We start from the raw sequence: 22710 nt of genomic DNA, 5'->3' as shown, positions 1-22710 counted from the left end.
TTATTAAGATTACAAAAGTGAAGATTTTTGTGCCTAAATAAGAATGTTTGGGTGCATAACACTCAACATTTTCCACAAGCTTAAACGGATCTCTAGCATGAACAATAAACCAAAATAATTAAACACATGGTCTATTCGCATTATATATAACTTAGTCTATCTTTACAGCATGCAGTTTAAAGAAATTGTAGGAAACGAACACATTAAAGATCAACTGATTCGCTCTGCAAAAGAGAATAGGATCAGTCATGCGCAATTATTTCTTGGACCGGAGGGCTCGGGAGCACTGTCTTTGGCTATTGCTTATGCTCAATTTATCGGCTGTGAAAATAAGCAGGAAGACGATTCTTGCGGACAATGTGCATCTTGTAGAAAATATCAGAAGTTTATCCATCCGGATCTTCATTTCTCTTATCCCTTTATTGCCAATAAAACCAATAAAGTGGAAACAAGTGTAGATGTGATTGAGGAATGGAGAAAAGCATTATCGGAAGACCAGTATCTTTCTTTAAATGCCTGGTTAAAACACCTGGATGTTGAGAATAAACAGCCAAATATTCCAATCGCAGAATGTCACGCCATTATTCAAAAGCTAAGTTTAAAGCCCTTTGAATCGGAGTTTAAGGTCCTGATCATGTGGTTGCCGGAGTTTCTGGGTAATGAGGGTAACTCTTTATTAAAGATCATCGAGGAACCTTCTCATAAAACGTTATTCTTATTAGTTGCTGAGAATCGCGATAAAATGTTAAACACTATTTTATCTCGTACGCAACTGATAAAGATCAACAAGCTGTCGAACAAAGAAATTCAGCAACATTTTATGGATAAGCATAACTGCGATTCACAACAAGCGAACCGCATTGCTTATTTGGCTAACGGGAATATGTCGGCAGCTTATGCGATATTTAACGAAGAGGAAAACAAAGACACAGGCAGTTTTGCCGATTGGATGCGACTCTGTTATACCGGGAACGGCACCGGCATCGTAAAATGGGTGGAAGATTTTGCAAAGATCGGAAGGGAGCGTCAAAAAAACTTTATACGCTACGGATTAAACATCATCCGCGATTGTTTGTTATATTCGGACGGGGCGAAAGAAATGATACATTTAGAAGGTGAGGAAATGGAGTTTGTTACTAAATTTTCGGCACTGGTGGGTTTGCAAAAGGGTGAATTACTGATAAAAACGTTTGAAGAGGCTATTTATCATGTTGAACGAAATGCTAACCCGAAAATTTTATTTTTAGATGTATCTTTGCAAATTAACCGTTACTTGAGAACACAACCAGCCGCATAAAAGGCATGGTTTCATTATATATGGAGAGAAAAAAATATGGGATGTAGTACTTGTTCAACCGGAGGTTGCACGCCGGCGGGTTGCAAAAGCAACGGATCGTGCTTAACTGACGGAGGATGCAGTAAGCTGGACGTTTATGATTGGCTGTCTGATATGGATTTGCCAGCTCACTATAAACCATTTAACATAGTTGAGGTTAAGTTTAAAGGTTCACGTAAAGATTTTTACGTAAACACAAACAATCATTACCTCGAAATGGGAGAAATGGTAGCCGTTGAAGGAAATCAGGGTGGTTTTGACCTTGGTCATGTTTCTTTGACAGGTGAACTGGTGCGTATGCAGATGAAGAAAAAAGGTGTTAAGGATAGTGCCGAATTCAAGAAAATTATCAGAAAAGCCAGCCAGGCTGATATAGATAAATGGAAGATTGCAAAAGGTCTTGAATATGAGACTATGCATAAAGCCCGCACGCTAGCCCTTGAGCTTAACTTAAAAATGAAGTTAAGTGATGTTGATTATCAGGGCGATAAAACTAAAGCTACTTTTTATTATACAGCCGATGACAGGGTCGATTTTCGCGAGCTGATCAAGAAAATGGCCGAAGCATTTAAGATTCGTATCGAAATGCGTCAGATAGGTATGCGACAAGAAGCCAGCCGTTTAGGTGGTATTGGGTCTTGTGGTCGTGAACTTTGCTGTTCAACCTGGCTAACAGATTTCCGTACCGTTTCAACAGCGGCGGCACGTTACCAGAATCTTTCATTAAATACATTAAAATTAGCCGGACAATGCGGAAAATTAAAATGTTGTTTGAATTATGAGTTAGATACTTATATCGACGCATTGAAAGATATTCCGGAGAATGTAACCGGATTACAAACAGAAAGAGGCTTTGCCCGTCTGCAAAAAACCGATATCTTTAAAAAGATCATGTGGTTTAGCTACGCTGATGTAACCGACTGGATTCCTCTTGAGGTGAATAAAGTTCGTGAGCTCCTGTCGATGAATAGTAAAGGTCAAAAACCGGCGGATCTAAAAGGATTAGAATATACTAGTACTGTTACAGCTCCAAAACCGGTTGCCTTTGACTACGAAAACGTAGTGGGTCAAGACTCTTTAACCCGACTTGACGAGAAGAACGGCAAAAAGAAAAAGAAAAAGAAAAAAGGCAAAGGGAATTCAGGAGAAGGTCAGGAACCACGTGCTGCTCAACCTGTTCAGCAGCAAGAGCGTCAACAGCAACAGAATAAGCCTCAACAACAGGAACGTCAACAACAACAGAAAAGGGATAAAGAGGCGGGTCAACAGCGTCCAGCAAAACCTGATGCACAAACTCGTCCGCAACAAAACGGAGGAGGCAATAAAAATCAGGGAAATCAACGCCGTAATCAGAACAAAAATAATAACAATCAAAAACCAACTAATAATAATTCTAATAAAGAATAGATGTTCAGATCAACGCGTTTATTTTCGAAGCTTTTTTTATTCAGTTTAAGTTGTACACTCTTAATGGCATGTACAGATAATTCTGTATATAATAATACAACTACCATTAGTGATAAAGGGTGGTTTTCTAACGACAAAGCCGTTTTCGATGTAAAAATTGACAATCCGGGGAAACTTGCTGTTTACCTAGATCTTCGTCATACGGATGATTATAAGTACTCCAATTTATTTTTGAGGATGTATGTAAAGAATCCTGACGGCAAAATGCAGCCTACAAGAGTATTAGAGGTTAAGCTAGCTGAAAAGGATGGTAAATGGCGAGGTTCGGGATCTGGCAAACTCATTTCCCAGGAAACGTACATCACGAATGCATTGGACTTTTCAAAGCCAGGCAGCTACAGAATTGAATTCGAGCAATTTATGCGCGATGATCCATTAAAAGAAATATCTGACCTTGGTGTCAAACTAATTAAAGAATAATAAAAAAACCGGCATTGATGCCGGTTTTTTTTGCCTATTTTTTTACTAAATCATTCTGTACTTTAAAGTCGACTACCTTATACCCAGCTCTACCTTCAGCCGTAATTCCTTGCACAACTATCTTATATTCACCTTGTTCATCGCCTGTATAGAACTGTAAAGAGGCATTACCGTTTGAACCTGTTATGATTGTTGGATTCCAATATAAAACGTTTCTGAAATCAGGAACCCGACTATTAAGTGAAGCTGACGTTTCATATACAGGTGAATAGAACTGTCGTTGAAGCTGTAATCCTTCGTACTCTACGATGAGAGCATTAGGGTCAAGGGGTATGCCTTCCAAATCATATTTGTAGGTTGAAAGACTAATAATTCCATTCAAAGTAAGGTACCCGAATGAAAACATTCTGTTTATAGCTTCAAGCTTTTTAATTTTCATAGGATTAATAGCCACCACACTATCTGTCTTAAAAAATGGAACTCCATCTATTAAAACTAAAGGATTCTTGGGTAACATCTCGAAATTTGAATTCGTCATATTAAATTGATATCCTTTTTGTTGCCTCGAAATAGAAACCTCCGAAACGTATTCTCTTAACACTTCTTCAAATGTTCGGAATCTTGTAAAGTCATCTAAGAAATAAGATTTCTCCGGTTGACCATAAAACAGCGAAGTGTCAACTTTTGCAGGAAGTGAGAATTTTAATTGTTTTTCATTGGTGAAAGCCTGCTGAACTTGTGTGCTGATGCTACGATCTAATAGTTGTGACTGAAAACGTTCAATGTGAGTATTTACAGATGGAAGTGCATAAGCATTCGACTTCTCTATAAAAGGACTTTCTATCTCTACACGATAATTTTCATCAACTGCCTGCACAATTAGCTCTTCTGATCCAATCAAATCTCCAATATTGAATAACAGCTTTCCTTGAGCATCACTTTTGGCTACAGCAACCCTAAAGAATTTACCAGGACTTGAAAGGTAAACAGTAATGTCGCTCCCGGGCGCTCCTGTTTGTTTGTTTAAAACAACACCTCGCACAAGATGACCCTCATACTCAGGTAAGTTAGTAATAGTTGGCGATTTTGAGTTTAAAACAGTTTTCCACTCAAATCTTCTCCAACCTTGGGTAAGCATCAGATTATCTGCAGCCTCTTTTACCTCTGTTGAATTTGAAGAAAAATAGTAATCAGGTGACTCAATTTTTCCTTTTAAGTCTGAGCTCAACCATAAATAGTTCACAATATTGGCAGCATCAATGTGTTGGAGTGAGTCAGCTTTAAAAACCGCCATTGATAAATTAGCGTTTTGCGGCTTATTCCTTTCAGAAAGAGAGGAGATATTGACAGCCACTCTTTGACGCGATTGATATAAACTATTATCTGTTGTAGCCGATAAAGAAAGGTAGTGCTCTGGTTGTTTAAAATATAACCGCTCGCTTACAGGACGCTGATTCTGATCAAAAATGGTTATATGAGAAATACCTTCACCAAGCATACTTACTGGGAGGTTAAACACAACCGACCCATTTGAAAGAGACTTGGATTCTTTAATCTTTACATCCATACGAGTATGTGCGATTAAAGAAATTGCCCCTTCATCGTAAACATTTTTTGCAGAAACTGTAATAGCCAAAACGTCATTACTTTCCGTTAAAAACATCGAGTACCCTCTTGATTGAACCACAGGCAACTCTTTTGTGATTACTTCATTGCCAATCCTTAGCTCTGCACTATATTTTTCATTTTCAACAGGAGTAAACGAAACACTTCCCATCCCATCTTTTAAAGGACGAAAACCATCAATCACTACATTGCTATGCCCATCGGTAATACGTCCCGAAAAACCAACCCCTTTGCCATTACTATCCACAACTTTGTAAGCTACCTTATTTTTAACCCCTGCAATAAAGTTCCCTCCCTCCGCAAAGAACTGAATGTCATAATCCGTTTTTAAAGTTGTGGCAGTCTCAGCCGACTTAAGTGTATTGACAATGATAACTCTTTTTTCATAAAAGAAATCCTCATCACCATTCTTCATTAAGTTGGTATAAGCCCTTAAAACATATTCGCCGGAATTTAATGAAGAAGATAATTGAAATGAACCATTTCCCAAGCCCTTATCAAGTGCAATCATAGCCTGATCTACAGCTTTTCCTTTACTATCCAATAGTTCTACATAGGAAAGTTTGTTTATCTTGGAAGGATGATGATTGATTCCGTCTACGACATATACCTTAAACCAAATCAATTCCCCGGCAAGGTAAAACGACTTATCAGAATGTAGAAATAGCTTCTCTGATGAATATAAATTTCTGCTATCTATAAGTTTTTGACTGATTATGGATAATCTATCCGATTGTCCGTAAGTGCGCAGCCCTATTAAGCTAAGGCTTAAAAGACATGCAAGCATTAAAGCATTTTTCTTAAAACACTTATTCATATTTTTCATAAGATTATGGCCAGAAATCAGGTTTTTTAGTCACACCACCTTTTTCACGGCAATCAACACATTCTTTTAAAGACAAAATGCAAATAGTGTCTCTGGTATCCGGTATATAAGTGACTCTGATCGGCAATCTTTTACCATTAGAAAAAAGATGCCATACCCAATCAGGATCCTTATCAGGCCCCGGGCCTAGCCAAGGAGGCAGAACGGTATAAAACGAATCAATTTTACATGCATCGTACTCATTAGGTCTAAAATGGGGCAATAATTGAGTCTTATCAACAAAAATTCGTTGTTTCTTGATAGTCCCTGCACCAATGTATCCAATGACTGGCTCTTCAGGAGTGGTTAAACAGTGTATATTACTGGATATTTGTGAAGGCTGAGGGTCAAATATTGAGCCCGGTTGTTCCGTATTTTTCTTCATATTTAGCCAATAGTCAAATGCTTTAGGTGTAACCACATACTGCTTAACCAGAATGCTATATTTTCTCGACAAACGAAAAGAACTAAAAGGAATAGTGTGTATCGGAACCTCATAAATAACATCCTTAGTCAGGCCTGCTGTGGTTCCTAAATTTACCGAATGAGAGACCTCAGTCTTCCAACAACGGTTAATATCTTCTGTTGCTAAATTTCTTCTTTTTAACTTTCCGTTCTCATATTTATATAAAGACTCATACTTTGAAACGTATTCCCAGGTTTCTACAAAGTCCCATTTATAATATCTTGATTTATCGGTAACATCGTGTGTATTTGCCAATATTCTAACGCCATTCTTATCTTGCTTCCAACTAATGCTATCTATTTCGGGACTTTGTGTAACAGGGAATTGCTCTGACAAATATTCTTTCCCCTTTAGCTTAATACGAAGCCTATAATTAGCATTAGCGTTTAAGATTAATACAGGAAGAGCATATACTCCATTCTTTAAAAGAACAAATTGATGTATACTGCCTGCCTCTCCCTCTAATTGCATCTGTGCAGTGTTCTCGTACTCAATTAGGCGTTCATCTCCAATATTCTTACTTCGAGATAAGGTTATAAATGATGAATCCGTTCCACTATTAATAAATCCATCTACTACCAGGTAATTATGTTTTCCCTGAATCTCGGGAGGAGTGTATGGTTCAGTACAAAGTGTTAAACAAAACAATAAAAAACCTAAACCTAATATGCTATAGTAAACATTCTTCATTACATTAAAACTTAAAATTATAAGTCAGAAACGGTATCGCGTTCCCAAAAATTGACATCTTATATCCATTTAATACTCCATTGCGAGAAACGAAATACACGGAATATGGATTTTTTCGACTTGTTAAGTTATATACCCCAACTGTCCATGACGAGTGCGCTAGTTTCTTTATTTTATGATTACCTTCTATATTAAATGATAAATCTGTTCGGAAATAATCAGGAATTCTGTATTCGTTTCTGTCAGAATAATAGGCTCTGTAGGAACCTCCAAGATAATATTGAGCTATTGGTAGAGTTATTGGACGTCCAGTGCTATAATTGATATTTATTGACATGCTATACCTGTGAGAAAACTTATAGTTTCCGATAAAGTTGAAAATATGCGGTTTATCAAAATCACTTGGGTAATACTCCCCTTTATTCGTAGGCTCGTTTATTAGTTTATCATCGGTCTTAAGGAATACTCTTGAATAGGTATAACTAATCCAACCATTTAATTTACCCGAATTCTTCTTTAGCATAACTTCTAAGCCATAGGCTTTACCGGATGTATTCATGATGTCCGTTTCAATATGCTGGTTGAGCACTAAGTTTGCTCCACTTTTGTAGTCCAACACATTTTGTAGACGTTTATAATACACCTCTATGGATGTTTCTATAACATTTGAGTTAAAGTTTTTATAAACACCTAAAGAAAATTGGTCACCTAACTGTGGTTTTACGTATTGATCACTAAGCTTCCAAATGTCCGTTGGGGATATAGCTGTTGTATTAGACAACATCTGAATATACTGTCTTAGGGTATTGTAGCTAGCCTTTATAGAAGCGGATGATCCTAATAAATATCGTGCTGATAATCTAAACTCTGGACCATGATAATTTACAATTCCGGCCCCTTTCCTGTAACTCACCGTATCTATCAGACTTACTGTTTCACGCGGCTGACCTGCTAAATATTGATAAACATCTTTAGGGCCGAGGTAATTAAAAAGAGAATACCTGATTCCGGCACTTAGTGACAAATTATCCGTTATATTAAAATCATCCCCAATATATACTGCAGATTCCAGTGCTTGTTCAGGCTCTACAATTTTATTCTGCACTAACGATTCTGAGTGAAATGGAGACAATGTCCCTGCATTTAGCTTATATCTTAATGTGCTTATACCAAATTTAAAGGAGTGCCTATTATTCGGTAAATATGCAAAATCGACCTTCCCCCATAACTGATTAATATTAAAGTCGAATTTATATGCATTTACAGGGTTAAAATCGCTCGAATTATTAAAACTGTAGTGATCTACACCTGTTGCAATAACTCCATATAACTTATTATTAAACACATGCTTCCACTTTATATTAAAGTTTTGATTGTTGTATTTATAAGAAGTATCACTATTTAATCTAAACCCGTCTGTACTAATATAACCAGTGAGGTAAATACTGTTATTGCTATTTACTTTATGGCTTAAGTGCAGGTTTACATCATAAAAGTTAGCTGAACTATTTTTATACTGCTCATTCGTTAAAGCTTTTAATACCCAATTCGAATAAGTTGACCGGCCGCCCATTAAAAATGAAGTTCGGCCACTATCAATAGGTCCTTCAACTGTTAAACGACCCGTTACAGGACCAATTCCTCCTGAAACAATAAACTTTTTGTTATTTCCTTCTCGGGGGCTGATATCCAGGACAGAAGACAATCGCCCTCCGAAACGTTCCGGAATACTACTCTTATAGAGTTCCACATCTTTAACAGCATCTGGATTAAATGCTGAGAAAAATCCAAAGAAGTGAGATGGGTTATAAATTGTTGCGTCACTAAACAACGTGAGGTTTTGATATGCAGAGCCCCCGCGTACATTTAACCCGGTACTGCTTTCTCCGGCAGAGGTTACACCAGGTAACGCCATTACAACTCTTAAAACATCCGCTTCTCCCAACAATGCAGGTACTTGTTTTATAGTTTTAATGGTAATTTTTTGCGCCCCCATGTTTGTACTGGCAATGTTGGCAATACGGTCAGCGCTTACAACAACTTCTTTTAGACTTGGAATATACTCCTTCATCTCAATATCCAACTTTCCGCTTTCATAAACCATTACATTTCGTTTAGTACTTTCCATGCCTATACTCGAAATGCGTAGTATATGATTTCCGGTTGGGATGATAAGCGAATAGTAGCCATACTGATCCGTTGCAACTCCCTTTTTGGTATCATCAATATAAATTGTTGCCCGGTTAACAGGTTCGCCATTTCCGGCATCTCTAACATATCCTGACACCCTAACGTTCCCGGATTTCAATGCATTAGTGCGATACCCAATTTCAAAAAGTTTATTCTCTGAACCGGAAATACCTTTTTTGTTTTTTGGGGAGGAGTATCCATCCTTACGCGGTTGTGAAGCAATCTCCTGTTCACGTCCCTCTTTATTTTGTAAAAAACCATCCGGCAAGGACGTGACAATTTGCTGTTGGGTTATATAAACTCTATTTTGATGATCTATAGCATAATTATACGAACTATGCTTTAATGCCTGTTCGAGCACAATAGAGAGCGGCTGCTCATTTACATCAACAATTATTTTTAATGTATCTAAATGTGATTCATCATAATAAAACTTATAAGAAGATTGCGATTCAATAGTGGAAACCAACTCCATAAAAGGCGTTTGTTTCAGTGAAATGCTAAATAATATTTGTTGTTGACTCCTTGCTGTTATGCTAAACAAACAGATTGTAATTACTAAAAATGATAAACGGTAGAGCTTCATTATTGATTGATTAGTTATTGATAAGTGCTCCTATTGCTTTAAGGGCTTGTTCTCTATTTCTATTAAAATTGATATCATTATCCGATAGATTTTTTTTAATCTTCCCTTTTTTATCCGGAAATTGACTTAACAATTTATTAAGTCCAGAAACTTTTGTGAATTTATTGTTGGCTCCAAGGAAATATTCAACAGTTTCAATAAACTCATACTGCAGCTCTAGGTCCACAATAATTTCTTTGACTTTTTTCTTCCTTCTGCTTAAAAAGGAGTATTGACCATCATAAATAACTTCGTAAAATCCTGGGTTCATGTAATCCGGCAGATTTTCATTAAGATTGATAAAATAATGACCGTCTATCTTAAAACTGTTTACTTTTTCATTCGTTAGTTCAATTGAATTAGTTTCATCAATACCCGGAGTGAGAACTTTGTCAGAAACCAATTCATATCTCAGTTTTACAGAATACTGATTTTCATTATAGGTCAAAGATGATTCATACCATTCTTCGGAGCCGAAAAAGGCATTTGATTTTGACTTATACTTACTGTAAGGCTTGTAAAACCTTCCAACATAAATAGTGCTTTTTTCTGCTATAGAGTTTTGAAAAAAATCAGACATAGTGGTATCCAGCGAGGCTTGAGCGAATGCTGCTAAAGAAAAACCACAAAAACTAACTATTAAAGTCAGTGTTAAAATAATTCGATTTCTCAAGGGTAAATGTTTACTATTTAATTAACTAATTATTTTCTGGAGAGCGTTAACAATAGAAACAAAACATTAAGGTATTTATTTTTTTACAGCTCATTGCCTTTGCATGCAAATAACAACAACTTTGTTACGTTTTTCTACGTACTAACACCGAAACTGCCAAAATTTCACTTGTATTAAATCAATATTAACCGACACTGACATAAAAACTGACAAAAGAATCCTTACAAACAGTCTTATTCAATTTGGCACAATCTCTGTTGAAAATGGGACGTTAATAAATTAATAATTATCATAGAACTATGTCATTAAATATTAAACCTATCGCAGATAGAGTAGTAGTAGAAGCTGCTCCTGCAGAAACGACTACCGCAGGTGGTATCATTATTCCTGATACTGCTAAAGAAAAACCTCAACAAGGTACTATTGTAGCTGTTGGTAACGGTAAAAAAGACGAACCAATGACTGTGAAAGTAGGCGATACCGTTCTGTATGGCAAATATGCTGGTACCGAGATCACTTATGAAGGTAAAGAGTATTTAATTATGCGTGAATCTGATATTTACGCGGTTATCTAAATCTAGAGCTGAGATTTGAGACAAAAGAGTTGAGACTTTTTCAATCTCACGTCTCCTATCATACATCTCAAATCCAATTAACACATTATTCAAGTTAAAAGAACATGGCAAAATTAGTTAAATACAATGTTGAAGCACGTGACGCTTTAAAGCGCGGTGTTGATACTTTAGCAAACGCTGTTAAAGTTACCTTAGGTCCTAAAGGCCGTAACGTAATTATTGATAAAAAATTTGGCGCTCCTTCAATCACTAAAGACGGTGTTTCAGTTGCAAAAGAAATCGAACTGAAAGATGCTTTAGAAAACATGGGTGCTCAGATGGTTAAAGAAGTAGCTTCTAAAACTGCAGACATCGCAGGTGATGGTACTACTACTGCAACTGTATTAGCTCAGGCAATTGTTACTGCTGGTGTTAAAAACGTTGCTGCCGGTGCAAATCCTATGGATTTAAAACGTGGTATCGACAAAGCAGTTGCTGCTGTTATTATTAACTTAAAAGAGCAGTCTAAAGCAGTTGGTGATGATAACAACAAAATCAAGCAAGTTGCTACCATTTCAGCTAATAATGACGAGGTTATCGGTTCATTGATCGCTGAAGCAATGGAAAAAGTTAAAAAAGAAGGCGTTATCACTGTTGAAGAAGCTAAAGGAACTGATACAACTGTAGAGGTTGTAGAAGGTATGCAATTTGATCGTGGTTATCTTTCTCCTTACTTCGTAACCAATGCTGACAAAATGGAAGCTGAGTTGGAAAACCCTTACATTTTGATCTACGACAAGAAGATCTCTTCAATGAAAGAGTTGTTGCCAATTTTGGAAAAACAAGTTCAAACAGGCCGTCCTTTATTGATCATCGCTGAAGATCTTGAAGGTGAAGCTTTAGCTACTTTGGTGGTAAATAAAATCCAAGGTCGTTTAAAAGTTGCCGCTGTTAAAGCTCCAGGTTTTGGCGATCGTCGTAAAGCTATGTTGGAAGACATCGCTATCTTAACTGGTGGTACTGTTATTTCTGAAGAGCGTGGTTACAAGTTAGAAAACGCTGATTTAACTTACTTAGGTCAGGCTGAGAAAGTAGTTATCGATAAAGATAATACTACTGTTATCAACGGAGCTGGTAAGAAAGAAGATATCGTTGCTCGCGTTAACCAAATCAAAGCTCAGATTGAGTCTACTACTTCTGATTACGACAAAGAAAAACTACAAGAGCGTTTGGCTAAATTAGCTGGCGGTGTTGCAGTTCTTTACGTTGGTGCAGCTACCGAAGTAGAAATGAAAGAGAAAAAAGACCGTGTTGATGATGCATTACATGCAACTCGTGCTGCTGTAGAAGAAGGTATCGTTGCTGGTGGTGGTGTTGCATTTATCCGTGCGATCGCTGCATTAGAAAACTTAAAAGGCCATAATGACGACGAGACTACTGGTATCGCTATCATTAAGCGCGCTATTGAAGAGCCTTTACGTCAAATCTGTGAAAACGCAGGTATTGAAGGTTCTATCGTAGTTCAAAAAGTTAAAGAAGGTGCTGATGACTTCGGATACAACGCTCGTGAAAACCGTTACGAAAACCTTATCATTGCCGGTGTAATCGATCCTACTAAAGTATCACGTGTTGCTTTAGAAAACGCAGCTTCAATTGCATCTATGTTGTTAACAACTGAGTGTGTATTAGCTGATGAGCCTGAAGAAGATAAAGGTCATGCTCATGGTGGTGCTCCAGGTATGGGCGGCATGGGTGGTATGATGTAATATCACGATAGCTTTAATTAGCTTTCAATAATAAAAATAAAGGCTTCCCTAATCGGAAGCCTTTGTTTTTTCTCATATAATGTCGAAGATAATGTACTCGATAGTTCCAAAATGAAATTCCGCCTTTGCTTTTAATCCTTCCATCTTTTGAAACAAAGGTGCTTCTGTTGAAAGCCCGATAAATTTACTTCCATTATGCATAAACGGTTCTTGTGCCGCCCCAATTAAAAAATAGGCATAGTTGGTATGTACCAGGGCCCCAAAACTAACTTCATTTACAGCAACTTCCAGGTTTATCGACTTCAGTGAATTAATTTCTTCAGTTAAAAATCCGATAGGTTTAGATTCCAAATCTGCCTCATCTAGTACCTGTTCTGCGGTACTCTCATAGGTGTCGGGATTATCTTCTTCTGATTCGGCTCCAATAATTTTATCTTCCTGATCTTCGCTTACTTCACTCAAAATCGCTTCTTTTTTGTCAATAAAAAGCGTTATTATTTCTTGCTTAAAGTCTAGTGAAATACTCATAAGATTTTTCTTTACGATTAAATAAATATTCGAAACCTATTATTGAATATACTAATATTCAACAGCATACACAATTTTCATATATTTATATAATCTTGAATACACTTCTAATAAAATATTAACTTATCACTATGGAAACATACAACTGGACTCAGTTCACTAAAAGAATCCCTGTTAATGCCAGTATTAACACTCTATATTCAGCATGGACTACTCGGGAAGGATTGGAAAACTTTTTCCTTAGAAAAGCTGAATTTAAATCAACAGAAAATATTATCAGGGATCGGGATGAGCCGATTAAGGTTAACGATACTTATGAGTGGATGTGGTTTGGATATGATGATGACAGCGTTGAGCATGGCCAGGTAGTAGATTTAAATGGAAAAGATTTTTTAAAATTCACTTTTGGTAAGGCGGGAATTGTAAGCATTACGTTAAAACAGGAAGAAGGGGAAACAATTGTGGAATTAACACAATCAGAGATTCCTACAGATGAACAATCAAGAGTGTATTATCATTTGGGTTGTTCTGAAGGATGGACTTTTTACCTCGCAAATTTAAAATCCGTTACTGAAGGCGGAATTGATCTTAGAAATAAGAATGAAAAGATTAAAAGAGTAGTCAGCTCATAAAATGAGATCTATTTTTAAATACATAATTAAGCTTCGTATAAGTTTTCTTTTAGTTTAACCCCTAGAATATACGTTTCGTATAAAAATTCCTGTTCGGTGGATAGGGGTAAAGTATATTTGAGTTGTCTTTACTTAAAAACAAAAAAGAAAATAGTTATGACTCCTGTATCAAACATTATACAATTATTTAATATACAACGTTTAAAAGCTTTAACAAGTTGTAATAGCTTTGCAACGATTATTATGTCAAACACTAAACTGTCAAACTAAACAAGTCTACTTTCTACACCTGTATGTTATATTCTAATTTAAAAAGGCCATGCATAGTTTTTCTATTGCTTGTATGGTGTACTACTGCTTTTGCACAACAGAAAAACAAAACAACCATCAGCGGTTATGTTAAACAAAGTGCAAACGGCGAAAGTATTATTGGCGCTTCGGTATTTCTTAAAGAAAACGGAGTTGGAGTTGCCACAAACAATTATGGTTTTTACTCCTTAAGTGTTACTCCCGGAAATTATACGGTTGTATTTCAATACCTCGGTTTTAAATCTGTTGAAAGAAAAATCAACGTAACAACAGCTACCACCATCAATATAAACCTGGAATCAGATGGTAAACAAATTGATGAAGTTGTTGTCAGCTCAGCAGGAATAAAGAAAAACGTTACCAGCATGGAAATGGGTGTTAATAAGTTGGAGATGAAATCTATCCAAAAGATGCCTGCTTTGATGGGAGAAGTTGATATTGTAAGAAGCATTCAATTATTGCCAGGAATAAGCACAGTTGGTGAAGGTTCATCGGGTTTCAATGTTAGAGGGGGTGGTGTTGACCAGAATCTTATTTTATTGGATGAATCACCAGTGTATAATAGTTCCCATCTGTTTGGTTTCTTTTCTGTTTTTGATCCGGATGCGGTAAAAGATGTAAAACTAATCAAAGGAGGTATTCCCGCTATGTATGGTGGACGCCTTTCATCAATCCTTGATGTTCGCATGAAGGAAGGAAATGTGAACAACTTTAGTACTTCAGGAGGTATTGGAACGGTTTCTACACGATTACTGGCTGAGGCTCCTATCGTAAAAGGAAAAGGATCGTTCGTTATTGCAGCACGTAGGTCATACGCAGATTTGTTTCTAAAGCTATCATCTGATGAAAACCTGAATAAAAACACCGCCTATTTTTATGATTTAAGCGGAAAAGCCAATTATACAATTAACGAGAACAACCGATTATACCTTTCAGGTTATTTTGGCAAGGATAAATTCGGATTTAATGATCGTTTTGGCATGGATTGGGGTAATGGAACCGGTACCTTACGTTGGAACCACACTTTTAATCCAAGCCTGTTTGTAAACTTTACCGGGGTTTATAGCAATTATGATTATTCACTAGGTATACCAACTGGAACAAATGCGTTCGATTGGACTTCAAGAATTATCAATCAAACCTTAAAGGGTGATTTTACTTATTACATAAGTGCTTCCAACAAATTAAGTTTCGGAGCAAATGCTACCTTCTACCGTTTTAAGCCAGGTGAAGCAAAGAAAGCTGAGGGAAACACTTCTTTCAACAACATTGCATTAGCTACACAAAACGGACGGGAATATGCAGCATATATCGACAATGAACAAAAAATAACGGATAACCTTTCAGCTCAATATGGCTTGCGTTTATCGGCTTTTGACTATGTGAGTGGTCAAGATAATTTCACTGTTTATGAATACGAAGGCATTAACGGACAACGAAAAGACCCTGTAAATCCGAAATCGTATAACAAAGGCGATGCTATTAAAACCTATATCAATCTTGAACCACGTGTTTCATTGCGTTATATCTTAAATGATGCATCTTCAATCAAAGCCAGCTATAATCGCACCACACAATATTTGCATTTAATTTCAAATACAACAGCCGCAACACCACTTGATGTGTGGCAGCCAACCACTAATAATATTAAACCAGAATTGGCAGATCAATTGGCTCTCGGCTATTTCCGTAACTTCAAAAACGATATGTTCGAATTTTCGGTGGAAGGTTTTTACAAGAAAATGCAGAATCAGATCGATTATATTGATGGAGCAGAACTATTCCTGAATAAGAACCTTGAAAGTGAATTACTTTTTGGAAATGCACGAGCTTACGGACTTGAGTTTTACTTAAAGAAAAACACAGGAAAATTAAATGGCTGGATTAGCTATACCTTATCTAAGTCTGAGCGCCAAATAGACGGAATTAACAATAACGAATATTATCCAAGTAAATACGACAAAACCCATAACCTATCAATAGTTGGTATTTATGATATGAGTAAGCGCTGGAACTTCTCTGCTATTTTCACCTATTCAACCGGAGTGAGTACCACATTTCCGAACGGCAGATACGAAGTTGATGGTATCGTTGTACCACACAACACAACAAATACGCGAAATAATTACCGCATCCCATCTTACAATCGTTTAGACTTATCAGCAACGCTGTATACACGTCATAAACCGGGTAGCAAATTCAGTAGTAATTGGGTGTTCTCAATATATAATATCTATTTCCATAAAAATCCATATACCATTTATTTCCAACCAAACGAAGACAATCCACAAGTTACTGAGGCAAAACGATTAGCAATTATAGGTTCAGCAATTCCATCGGTTACTTACAACTTTAATTTCAGATAATAGCATGAAAAAACTACATATATTATTTACTCTGTGCATTGCAGCGCTAATGTTAAGTTCCTGCGAAGATGTTGTGGATGTAAAATTAGATGCTGGACCACCATTATTAAGTGTTGACGGATGGTTAACAAACAGGGCTGTTCCAGATACCATAAAACTGGCGCAAACATCTCCTTACTTCTCTAATACCACTCCACAATGGATATCCGGTGCCAAAGTAACATTAACAACAGTTTCCGGTGAATCGGAAACGCTCCAAGAATTTTCAACCGGAAAGTTTTTGATAAAAAATATCAGAAGTATAGAAGGTGAAAAATACCTGCTTAGGATTGAATACGATGGCGAAGTATATGAGGCACAGACTGAAGCAATGCGTCAAAGCTTTTTGGTGGATTCCGTTGCATTTGAATATCGTGAAAAGTCTCTTGGACAAGATGAAGATGGATATCTATTACAATTCTTCGGCAAAGAACTGAAGGGAATGGGCGATGCTTGTAGGATGAAAATCAAGAAGAATGGGATTTATCTAAACAAAATTGAAGATCTGAACTACATGAATGACGAGTTTGTTGACAGTGCAAACTTTAAAAAGGTACGCCTTTTTACAGAGAAACCATTCCAGTTAAAGGATTCTGTAACAATTGAAACATGGTCAATTACGATGGATGCTTATCATTTCTATGATGAGCTTCGCATTCAGGTAAGCAATGGAGGTATTTTTGCCAATCCTCCTGCAAATGTTCGTACTAATGTCAAAAACGTTAATGCTTCATCGGCTAAGAAAGCGGTAGGTTATTTCGGAGCCTCGTTGGTAAGTACTAAAAGCGGAATAGTTAAAGAATAAGATTTTTATACCGTGATAGAAAAGGAGCGAGCTTTCAATCGCTCCTTTTTCATTTTCAAATAGTTAAGGCTTCTTTTATATCTTTTTCTCAGCAATCATTAACATATTAGTTACCGGATAGTTCATTGGCTTCAAGGTATCTCCACCCATTTCAAAAAGCTCACATTTTCCGATTAAACGGTTCTGGACGATCCAATCATTTGTATAGGCAGATGATGTGGGCATAACGGTGAACCCAACTTCCTCCAGGTGAGACTTCCAGTCTTCAAAGGACCAGAACGTAAACGTTTCATGCATTTCACTTTCCCAATTATCCGTATAATCCTTTCTCGACATAAATTCGCAGGCATCAGAAAGAGAAAGCTTTATATAGGATTCATCATTGATAATCTCCTCTTTATACTCCAATTTATACCCTTCTTTCTTACGAAAGTCAACCGCAAAACGAAGAAAGCGTCCGTAAGTGGATAAACCATCTAAGTACACGGTTAATTCATTTCTTGTGGCAAAATCACCATCCGAATTTTCATTAACCCCATCCTGCTTGTTTAATTTTAGGTAAACTATTTTGTCGCCATTTTCTGGGCCAACAACGTCTCTGTTTACCCAAACTCCACTTGGAGCTAACTCCGAAAATCGATTGCTGATAAAGTTCAATAGATCTTGACGACCTCCGTAAGATTCGATTTCATGTGTAAGGGATGAAGTAAATATGCAATTCATCGAATTCTCTTCAAACACTAAACCTGTAACTGCATTTTTTTGTGCAAAAAACACATAAGGATTGGCAAACTCACCGTTGTGTTTGCGCTGTTGACAAATATCAAACAGATGGCGTGAAACCTCGATTCCAAAGAAATCGGATTCTCGAAAACGCTCATCTTTACTTGCAAGTTTTATCCACGACCCAACAGCACATCCTATATCACCAATTCGCCCCTGACGAATATATTCAGACGTGTCATGATATTTCATCTCCGCAATTTCATCCATTTGACGAACATAAGAGTTATAGTCTCTTGTAGCTGTTAAATCACCATCCTCGCCAATAATATGATCATTAAAGAGTAATTGCACTTTTGATCCCAGCTGGTACCGCTTCCAAATCTTATAAGAGGATGTATGAACCTTATTTAGCGTAAACCCATCTGCACTCCATTCAGGGGTTTTAGCAATGTGTTCTACCAGATCCCATGGTTGCTCTGCATCAAATGAATTCGATTGAACATTTAATTCAGCAGGTAAAATCCGAAAACCGTGTTGCTGATACATTTGCATTACCGGAGTAGAACAAATAACAGCACAATTAGTCGCATTCAAATTCAACAAGCCATCACTTTCATGTTTAATCTTTTTAATTGTATACGAAGCAAAGTCTTCCAATTTTCCCACGTCATCAATGCCGAAAATATAAACAGGAACATTTAAATCACGGGCAAAATCTTCAATTGCCAACGCTCTAAGGTAAAATGGCAATGGATTTCGTCGTGTGTTAGAATGATTAGCAGAGGTAACAGCAAAGATCACACTTTCTACTTTTGATTGTTGAAGAGAATTTCCTTCAACATCAGAAACATTTAGGAGTTCTGTTTGAATTAATTGATTAAGGTATTTGAATTGGAAATCGGTCAGCAAATGATGTCTGCCCGGAAAAAGTAAATGCATAGAATAATTGTTTCCGCTAAATTAGAAATTTAAATACTCTAATGCTTTGCCAGATTAAATAGAACCGGAAAACGTTTAAAATTCCAACATCCGTCTCCTATATTTGGATTAATGAACAGCTATCTATCAAAAACAACTATCTTATTACTGACGCTATTTACGAGCATTTCTGCATGCAATAAACCAACAAAAGAAACAGTAAAAGAGATAACAATTGCAATTCAACCATTTGGCAACTTTTCTGACGATGACGCTCGATACATCGCCTCAGAAATACAAAAAGCTTATCCGAAAGTAGAAATAATGCTGCCAATGGATTTTCCTTCTTCCGCATATAAGAAAGACAGGAAAAGATACAGGGCTGATTCATTGATTAACTATCTAAGCAGGAAATCATCATCCGAGCATGTAACAATAGGCCTGACAGATGAAGACATTAGTGCAACCAAAGACGAACATAAGGATTGGGGTGTCATGGGATTAGGGTTTTGTCCGGGAAATGCTTGCATCGCCTCGACATTCAGGCTATCTAAAGAGCAAAAATTAGATCAATTATTCAAGGTAGCTATTCATGAACTTGGCCATACTCAGGGACTTCCTCATTGCGCTGTTAAAACTTGTTTTATGCGAGATGCAGAAGGCAAAAATCCAACCAATGAAGAAAAAGAATTCTGCAAAGAATGTAAGCGATTATTAATTAATAAAGGCTGGCATCTCAGGTAAAATACACGCTTCAGTTTTATTATTCTTTAGCATAGTATAAATCTTTTCCCAATCTTGTTCCGGATCAAAACCAGATTTATCTTCAAATAATACGTTGAAATAGAATTTTTGCTCATAAAATCCGTAAGCTTCATTTACCACTTCAGGATTTTGGTTCACAAACCTAAAATGAATGCCCTGCTCCTTAAAGAATTTTAAATACTGTTCGATTTCATGTGGATAAGAGCAAGTATATAGGATCATTACAACATCTTTTCTTCCACTGATTAACTGGAGACACTCTTTTGCATAAGGGTAGAATGTTGTAGGGATTTTAGTTGCGGAATAATTTGGATAAACAATAGTTCCGTGAATGTCGAAAGCCCAATAGGTATGATCCCAGTTTTTTCGTTGGGCAGTGTTGAAAGCGTTTTGTATGGCTTTTGTGATCATGATAAATTATTTTTTTAGGAAGATTAACACACCCCTGGCCCCCTCTCAAGAGGGGATTCCATCAACTACCTTGATTTAGGCTCCCCTCTTGGGAGGGGGGCAGGGTGTTTCTGGTTTCCAACCTATTTTTCAAAGTGCTACATTAGCTCTTACTTCATCAAACGTATACTCCCTAACGATCCTTCCATTCTCAAAAACAGTGATTAAATAGTCTTTCTCTACAGTTTCAGTAGTAACTGTTTTAAACGCACCATTCTCTTTAATCAGTTTGAACTTTCCGGCTTTAGATTTTTTATAAGAAATCGATAATTCCCCATTAGCACTTAACTCAACCGGTGACTTCATTACGTTTATTTTTTCACCATTCACTTCGGCATAGGAGCATTTCAACGCAAACTTCTGCGTATCACGATCTACTTTCTGAAGCAGCGCACCACCCATCCCTAATGCAAGGTTCTCTACAGAAATTCCATTTTGTTTTAATGCTTCGTAGATCTCTTTAATGGATGAATAGCTTATGCCATCCCCTTGAATAACGCGCACTTGTGGCGGCAACACTTTATACCCCTTATCATTGACCGTGTACCCAAATTTGTCCATCAGGATTTCAAATACTTTAAGTAATGTTTTCACCGGATCTCCTGAATCCGGACGAATAACTAATGTGCCATCACGTTTCAATATTTGCTCTTTTAACTCCTCTCCCCAGTATTCTTCGCAAGCTCTGAAGATGTTGTAGGAGTCTGAAACGCAAGCAATGGTTCCTGTTGGAAAGGTATTTAACACCTGTTTAAACACTTCCAATTCACCTTCTTCACCCAATAATGTTACGATTGAATGTTCCGTTGCCGGAATCGAAAATCCGACAGCTTTGGCTGCATAGTAATACTTTTTCGCCAACATGGAACCTGCAATGGTGTCACTACCGCTAAAGTTAACTAAATGTGCGGCCCCGCCTAAACCAGCACTCTCCACCGAACTCACTCCTCTAAAACCGAAGTCATTCAATACAAATTGAACCGATTTTTCATTTTCAGTAGATGCGGTTTGCTTAAAATAGTTCAAAACAACCTTCTTGATCTCATGTGACAGTGTAGCAACTGTGGTTGGGTACCATACCTGCATTAATAAGGTTTCGATAAAGTTGGTTAACCAATAACAGTTCGGGTCTGTGTTTTCAATGGTCATTAATACATTAAGATTAGGAACAGCAGTTCCTTCAGCAACCGCTCTGATTCTTACAGGAAGATAACCATCGTGTTTTTCAAGTATATAATCGTAGATCTTACGGTCAAAAACGTCATTTCTTCCAAAAACTTCATTCATGAATTGTTCCGCCTCATCAACATCTTCTTTGGTAAATGCTTTGCCTTGCAGGTATTCTTTCAGGAAATACTGAAGTCCAAAGAAAATGGTTTCATCAAATTCACCACCACGGCTTTCCAAATAAGAATACACATAAGTGGTGCCTGGCATGTATAATTTATGGTGAGAATATTTATAAGCATCAGCGAGTAATAGTAGATTATGATTTTTCATTTGATTGTGTTTTTTTCGGTTTTATGATTTACTTGTTATTAGAGGCGCTTTAAAATTTAAGATGATTTATCATCTCAACGTGTTCTTCTGCGATTAGTTTTTTATCTAATAGTTGGGCTATTTCCTCTTTCTTAAACCATTTTACATGGTCAATATCATCACTTGCTTTAGGCGAGCCAAATAGTAATTCACAACTAAATAATGTAGTTATAATTTGATCGGGACTGTTTTTATACCGCCAGTCATTTACCCTGAATGATTTTATATACCGCATTTCACCTGCTTCAATGTCGCCACATTCTTCTGTCAATTCCCTTTTGGCTGCTGCTTCATAATTATCATCACTTGGATCAACAAAACCACCGGGGAATCTCCATTTTCCCTCTCTGTCACGTTTAGCTAATAACAATTCCGTTTTGTTATTTCTAAAAACAGCAATATCAACCGTTGGATACACTTTTGAATATTGATTATAAGCTGCATAAATAATTCCATGTCTGAAATCTTCACTTCCTTTAACTCTATCACTGATCTGTTCGCGTAGATCTGTACTGTTATGATTTCCTTCTTCTGGAATTTCTTCTGTCTCAAACCGACCCGAATAGTAGGGAATGAAGCTATTACGACTTCCATATAAAACGAATTTCTCATTTGGGAAAGAGGCCTGTAAAAGTGTGTCCAGATTGGCCGACCAAACCTCATCATACTTCATATCAGGTAATGGCAGGATGGTAAGATCTGCGTACGCCATTTTTACCATACGTTCGCGAGTATAAAAATCAAGCGGATTCTTTCTGCTTAATTTTGTAGGAGCCACGCCTAAGAGGATAACGATTTTGTTATGGCGCTCACGAACGTGACGTATGATCTTATGATGTCCTTCATGTAAATGTGGGGTCTGAAAGCGTGCAATGATTACTCCTGTGGTTTTCATATCTATTTGCGTCTTAATGACACAAATTAAAACAAATAAAAAACAAGGAGCAAATTTAAT

General features: G+C 36.9%; 18 protein-coding genes. 9 read left to right on the top strand and 9 right to left on the bottom strand.

Going from position 1 to position 22710, the window contains the following annotated elements:
- The first annotated feature begins 169 nt into the window (after positions 1–169).
- The 3 genes from SOLCA_RS20260 to SOLCA_RS20250 are packed head-to-tail and all read left to right on the top strand — an operon-like array spanning position 170 to position 3223.
- A complete protein-coding gene (locus SOLCA_RS20260; protein ID WP_014682346.1) occupies positions 170–1297 on the top strand; it encodes a DNA polymerase III subunit in 1128 nt (375 codons plus the stop codon).
- A gap of 36 nt (positions 1298–1333) precedes the next feature.
- Positions 1334–2743 (top strand): PSP1 domain-containing protein, encoded by a 1410-nt coding sequence (locus tag SOLCA_RS20255; protein WP_014682345.1) that lies wholly within the window; start codon positions 1334–1336, stop codon positions 2741–2743.
- Complete coding sequence (locus SOLCA_RS20250; RefSeq protein ID WP_014682344.1) at positions 2744–3223, top strand: gliding motility lipoprotein GldH; 480 nt, start codon at positions 2744–2746, stop codon at positions 3221–3223.
- Between the two features lie 34 nt (positions 3224–3257).
- Here SOLCA_RS20250 and SOLCA_RS20245 read toward each other — a convergent pair whose 3' ends face one another.
- The 4 genes from SOLCA_RS20245 to SOLCA_RS20230 are packed head-to-tail and all read right to left on the bottom strand — an operon-like array spanning position 3258 to position 10358.
- Positions 3258–5666, bottom strand: coding sequence for a hypothetical protein (locus tag SOLCA_RS20245; protein WP_052308673.1), 2409 nt, complete (start codon positions 5664–5666; stop codon positions 3258–3260).
- Positions 5667–5679: 13 nt separating this feature from the next.
- Positions 5680–6870 carry a DUF4249 domain-containing protein gene (locus tag SOLCA_RS20240; protein ID WP_014682342.1) on the bottom strand — a complete coding sequence of 397 codons (1191 nt, stop codon included), beginning with the start codon at positions 6868–6870 and terminating at the stop codon, positions 5680–5682.
- A gap of 4 nt (positions 6871–6874) precedes the next feature.
- On the bottom strand, positions 6875–9646 hold the full coding sequence (locus tag SOLCA_RS20235) for a TonB-dependent receptor (RefSeq protein WP_014682341.1): 2772 nt from the start codon (positions 9644–9646) through the stop codon (positions 6875–6877).
- Between the two features lie 10 nt (positions 9647–9656).
- Positions 9657–10358 (bottom strand): hypothetical protein, encoded by a 702-nt coding sequence (locus tag SOLCA_RS20230; RefSeq protein WP_014682340.1) that lies wholly within the window; start codon positions 10356–10358, stop codon positions 9657–9659.
- Between the two features lie 299 nt (positions 10359–10657).
- Between SOLCA_RS20230 and SOLCA_RS20225 the strand changes: the two genes are divergently transcribed.
- Entirely contained in the window at positions 10658–10933 is a 276-nt protein-coding gene (locus SOLCA_RS20225) for a co-chaperone GroES (protein WP_014682339.1), read from the top strand.
- A 104-nt stretch (positions 10934–11037) separates the two neighbouring features.
- Positions 11038–12678 carry a chaperonin GroEL gene (gene groL / locus SOLCA_RS20220; RefSeq protein ID WP_014682338.1) on the top strand — a complete coding sequence of 547 codons (1641 nt, stop codon included), beginning with the start codon at positions 11038–11040 and terminating at the stop codon, positions 12676–12678.
- Positions 12679–12750: 72 nt separating this feature from the next.
- Here groL and SOLCA_RS20215 read toward each other — a convergent pair whose 3' ends face one another.
- Positions 12751–13206, bottom strand: coding sequence for a hypothetical protein (locus tag SOLCA_RS20215; protein ID WP_014682337.1), 456 nt, complete (start codon positions 13204–13206; stop codon positions 12751–12753).
- Between the two features lie 131 nt (positions 13207–13337).
- Here SOLCA_RS20215 and SOLCA_RS20210 point away from each other — a divergent pair, with 131 nt between their 5' ends.
- The 3 genes from SOLCA_RS20210 (at position 13338) to SOLCA_RS20200 (ending at position 17357) form a co-directional block, all read left to right on the top strand.
- Positions 13338–13838 carry an SRPBCC family protein gene (locus tag SOLCA_RS20210; protein ID WP_014682336.1) on the top strand — a complete coding sequence of 167 codons (501 nt, stop codon included), beginning with the start codon at positions 13338–13340 and terminating at the stop codon, positions 13836–13838.
- Positions 13839–14131: 293 nt separating this feature from the next.
- Positions 14132–16513 carry a TonB-dependent receptor gene (locus tag SOLCA_RS20205; protein ID WP_014682335.1) on the top strand — a complete coding sequence of 794 codons (2382 nt, stop codon included), beginning with the start codon at positions 14132–14134 and terminating at the stop codon, positions 16511–16513.
- Between the two features lie 4 nt (positions 16514–16517).
- Entirely contained in the window at positions 16518–17357 is an 840-nt protein-coding gene (locus tag SOLCA_RS20200) for a DUF4249 domain-containing protein (RefSeq protein WP_014682334.1), read from the top strand.
- Positions 17358–17432: 75 nt separating this feature from the next.
- Here the strand turns inward: SOLCA_RS20200 and SOLCA_RS20195 are convergent, their stop codons facing one another.
- Positions 17433–19022, bottom strand: coding sequence for a class I SAM-dependent methyltransferase (locus SOLCA_RS20195; RefSeq protein ID WP_014682333.1), 1590 nt, complete (start codon positions 19020–19022; stop codon positions 17433–17435).
- Positions 19023–19133: 111 nt separating this feature from the next.
- On the opposite strand from SOLCA_RS20195, the gene SOLCA_RS20190 reads away from it, so the two are divergent.
- Complete coding sequence (locus SOLCA_RS20190; protein ID WP_014682332.1) at positions 19134–19745, top strand: matrixin family metalloprotease; 612 nt, start codon at positions 19134–19136, stop codon at positions 19743–19745.
- Here the strand turns inward: SOLCA_RS20190 and SOLCA_RS20185 are convergent.
- From SOLCA_RS20185 to SOLCA_RS22575, 3 genes are all read right to left on the bottom strand, one after another.
- Positions 19716–20177, bottom strand: coding sequence for a hypothetical protein (locus tag SOLCA_RS20185; protein ID WP_014682331.1), 462 nt, complete (start codon positions 20175–20177; stop codon positions 19716–19718). The genes SOLCA_RS20190 and SOLCA_RS20185 overlap by 30 nt on opposite strands.
- A gap of 129 nt (positions 20178–20306) precedes the next feature.
- Positions 20307–21716: a nicotinate phosphoribosyltransferase gene (locus SOLCA_RS20180; protein WP_014682330.1), complete on the bottom strand. Its 1410-nt coding sequence runs from the start codon at positions 21714–21716 to the stop codon at positions 20307–20309.
- Between the two features lie 49 nt (positions 21717–21765).
- Entirely contained in the window at positions 21766–22650 is an 885-nt protein-coding gene (locus SOLCA_RS22575; RefSeq protein ID WP_014682329.1) for an NUDIX domain-containing protein, read from the bottom strand.
- Positions 22651–22710 lie beyond the last annotated feature (60 nt).

This window comes from Solitalea canadensis DSM 3403 (assembly GCF_000242635.2).
GTDB lineage: Bacteria > Bacteroidota > Bacteroidia > Sphingobacteriales > Sphingobacteriaceae > Solitalea > Solitalea canadensis.
This window is presented reverse-complemented; position numbering and strand designations above follow the sequence as displayed.

Coding starts and splice junctions, on each gene's coding strand:
- SOLCA_RS20260 (WP_014682346.1), top strand. CDS start 170: ATGCAGTTTAAAGAAATTGTAGGAAACGAACACATTAAAGATCAACTG.
- SOLCA_RS20255 (WP_014682345.1), top strand. CDS start 1,334: ATGGGATGTAGTACTTGTTCAACCGGAGGTTGCACGCCGGCGGGTTGC.
- SOLCA_RS20250 (WP_014682344.1), top strand. CDS start 2,744: ATGTTCAGATCAACGCGTTTATTTTCGAAGCTTTTTTTATTCAGTTTA.
- SOLCA_RS20245 (WP_052308673.1), bottom strand. CDS start 5,666: ATGAATAAGTGTTTTAAGAAAAATGCTTTAATGCTTGCATGTCTTTTA.
- SOLCA_RS20240 (WP_014682342.1), bottom strand. CDS start 6,870: ATGAAGAATGTTTACTATAGCATATTAGGTTTAGGTTTTTTATTGTTT.
- SOLCA_RS20235 (WP_014682341.1), bottom strand. CDS start 9,646: ATGAAGCTCTACCGTTTATCATTTTTAGTAATTACAATCTGTTTGTTT.
- SOLCA_RS20225 (WP_014682339.1), top strand. CDS start 10,658: ATGTCATTAAATATTAAACCTATCGCAGATAGAGTAGTAGTAGAAGCT.
- groL (WP_014682338.1), top strand. CDS start 11,038: ATGGCAAAATTAGTTAAATACAATGTTGAAGCACGTGACGCTTTAAAG.
- SOLCA_RS20215 (WP_014682337.1), bottom strand. CDS start 13,206: ATGAGTATTTCACTAGACTTTAAGCAAGAAATAATAACGCTTTTTATT.
- SOLCA_RS20210 (WP_014682336.1), top strand. CDS start 13,338: ATGGAAACATACAACTGGACTCAGTTCACTAAAAGAATCCCTGTTAAT.
- SOLCA_RS20205 (WP_014682335.1), top strand. CDS start 14,132: ATGTTATATTCTAATTTAAAAAGGCCATGCATAGTTTTTCTATTGCTT.
- SOLCA_RS20200 (WP_014682334.1), top strand. CDS start 16,518: ATGAAAAAACTACATATATTATTTACTCTGTGCATTGCAGCGCTAATG.
- SOLCA_RS20195 (WP_014682333.1), bottom strand. CDS start 19,022: ATGCATTTACTTTTTCCGGGCAGACATCATTTGCTGACCGATTTCCAA.
- SOLCA_RS20190 (WP_014682332.1), top strand. CDS start 19,134: ATGAACAGCTATCTATCAAAAACAACTATCTTATTACTGACGCTATTT.
- SOLCA_RS20185 (WP_014682331.1), bottom strand. CDS start 20,177: ATGATCACAAAAGCCATACAAAACGCTTTCAACACTGCCCAACGAAAA.
- SOLCA_RS20180 (WP_014682330.1), bottom strand. CDS start 21,716: ATGAAAAATCATAATCTACTATTACTCGCTGATGCTTATAAATATTCT.
- SOLCA_RS22575 (WP_014682329.1), bottom strand. CDS start 22,650: ATGAAAACCACAGGAGTAATCATTGCACGCTTTCAGACCCCACATTTA.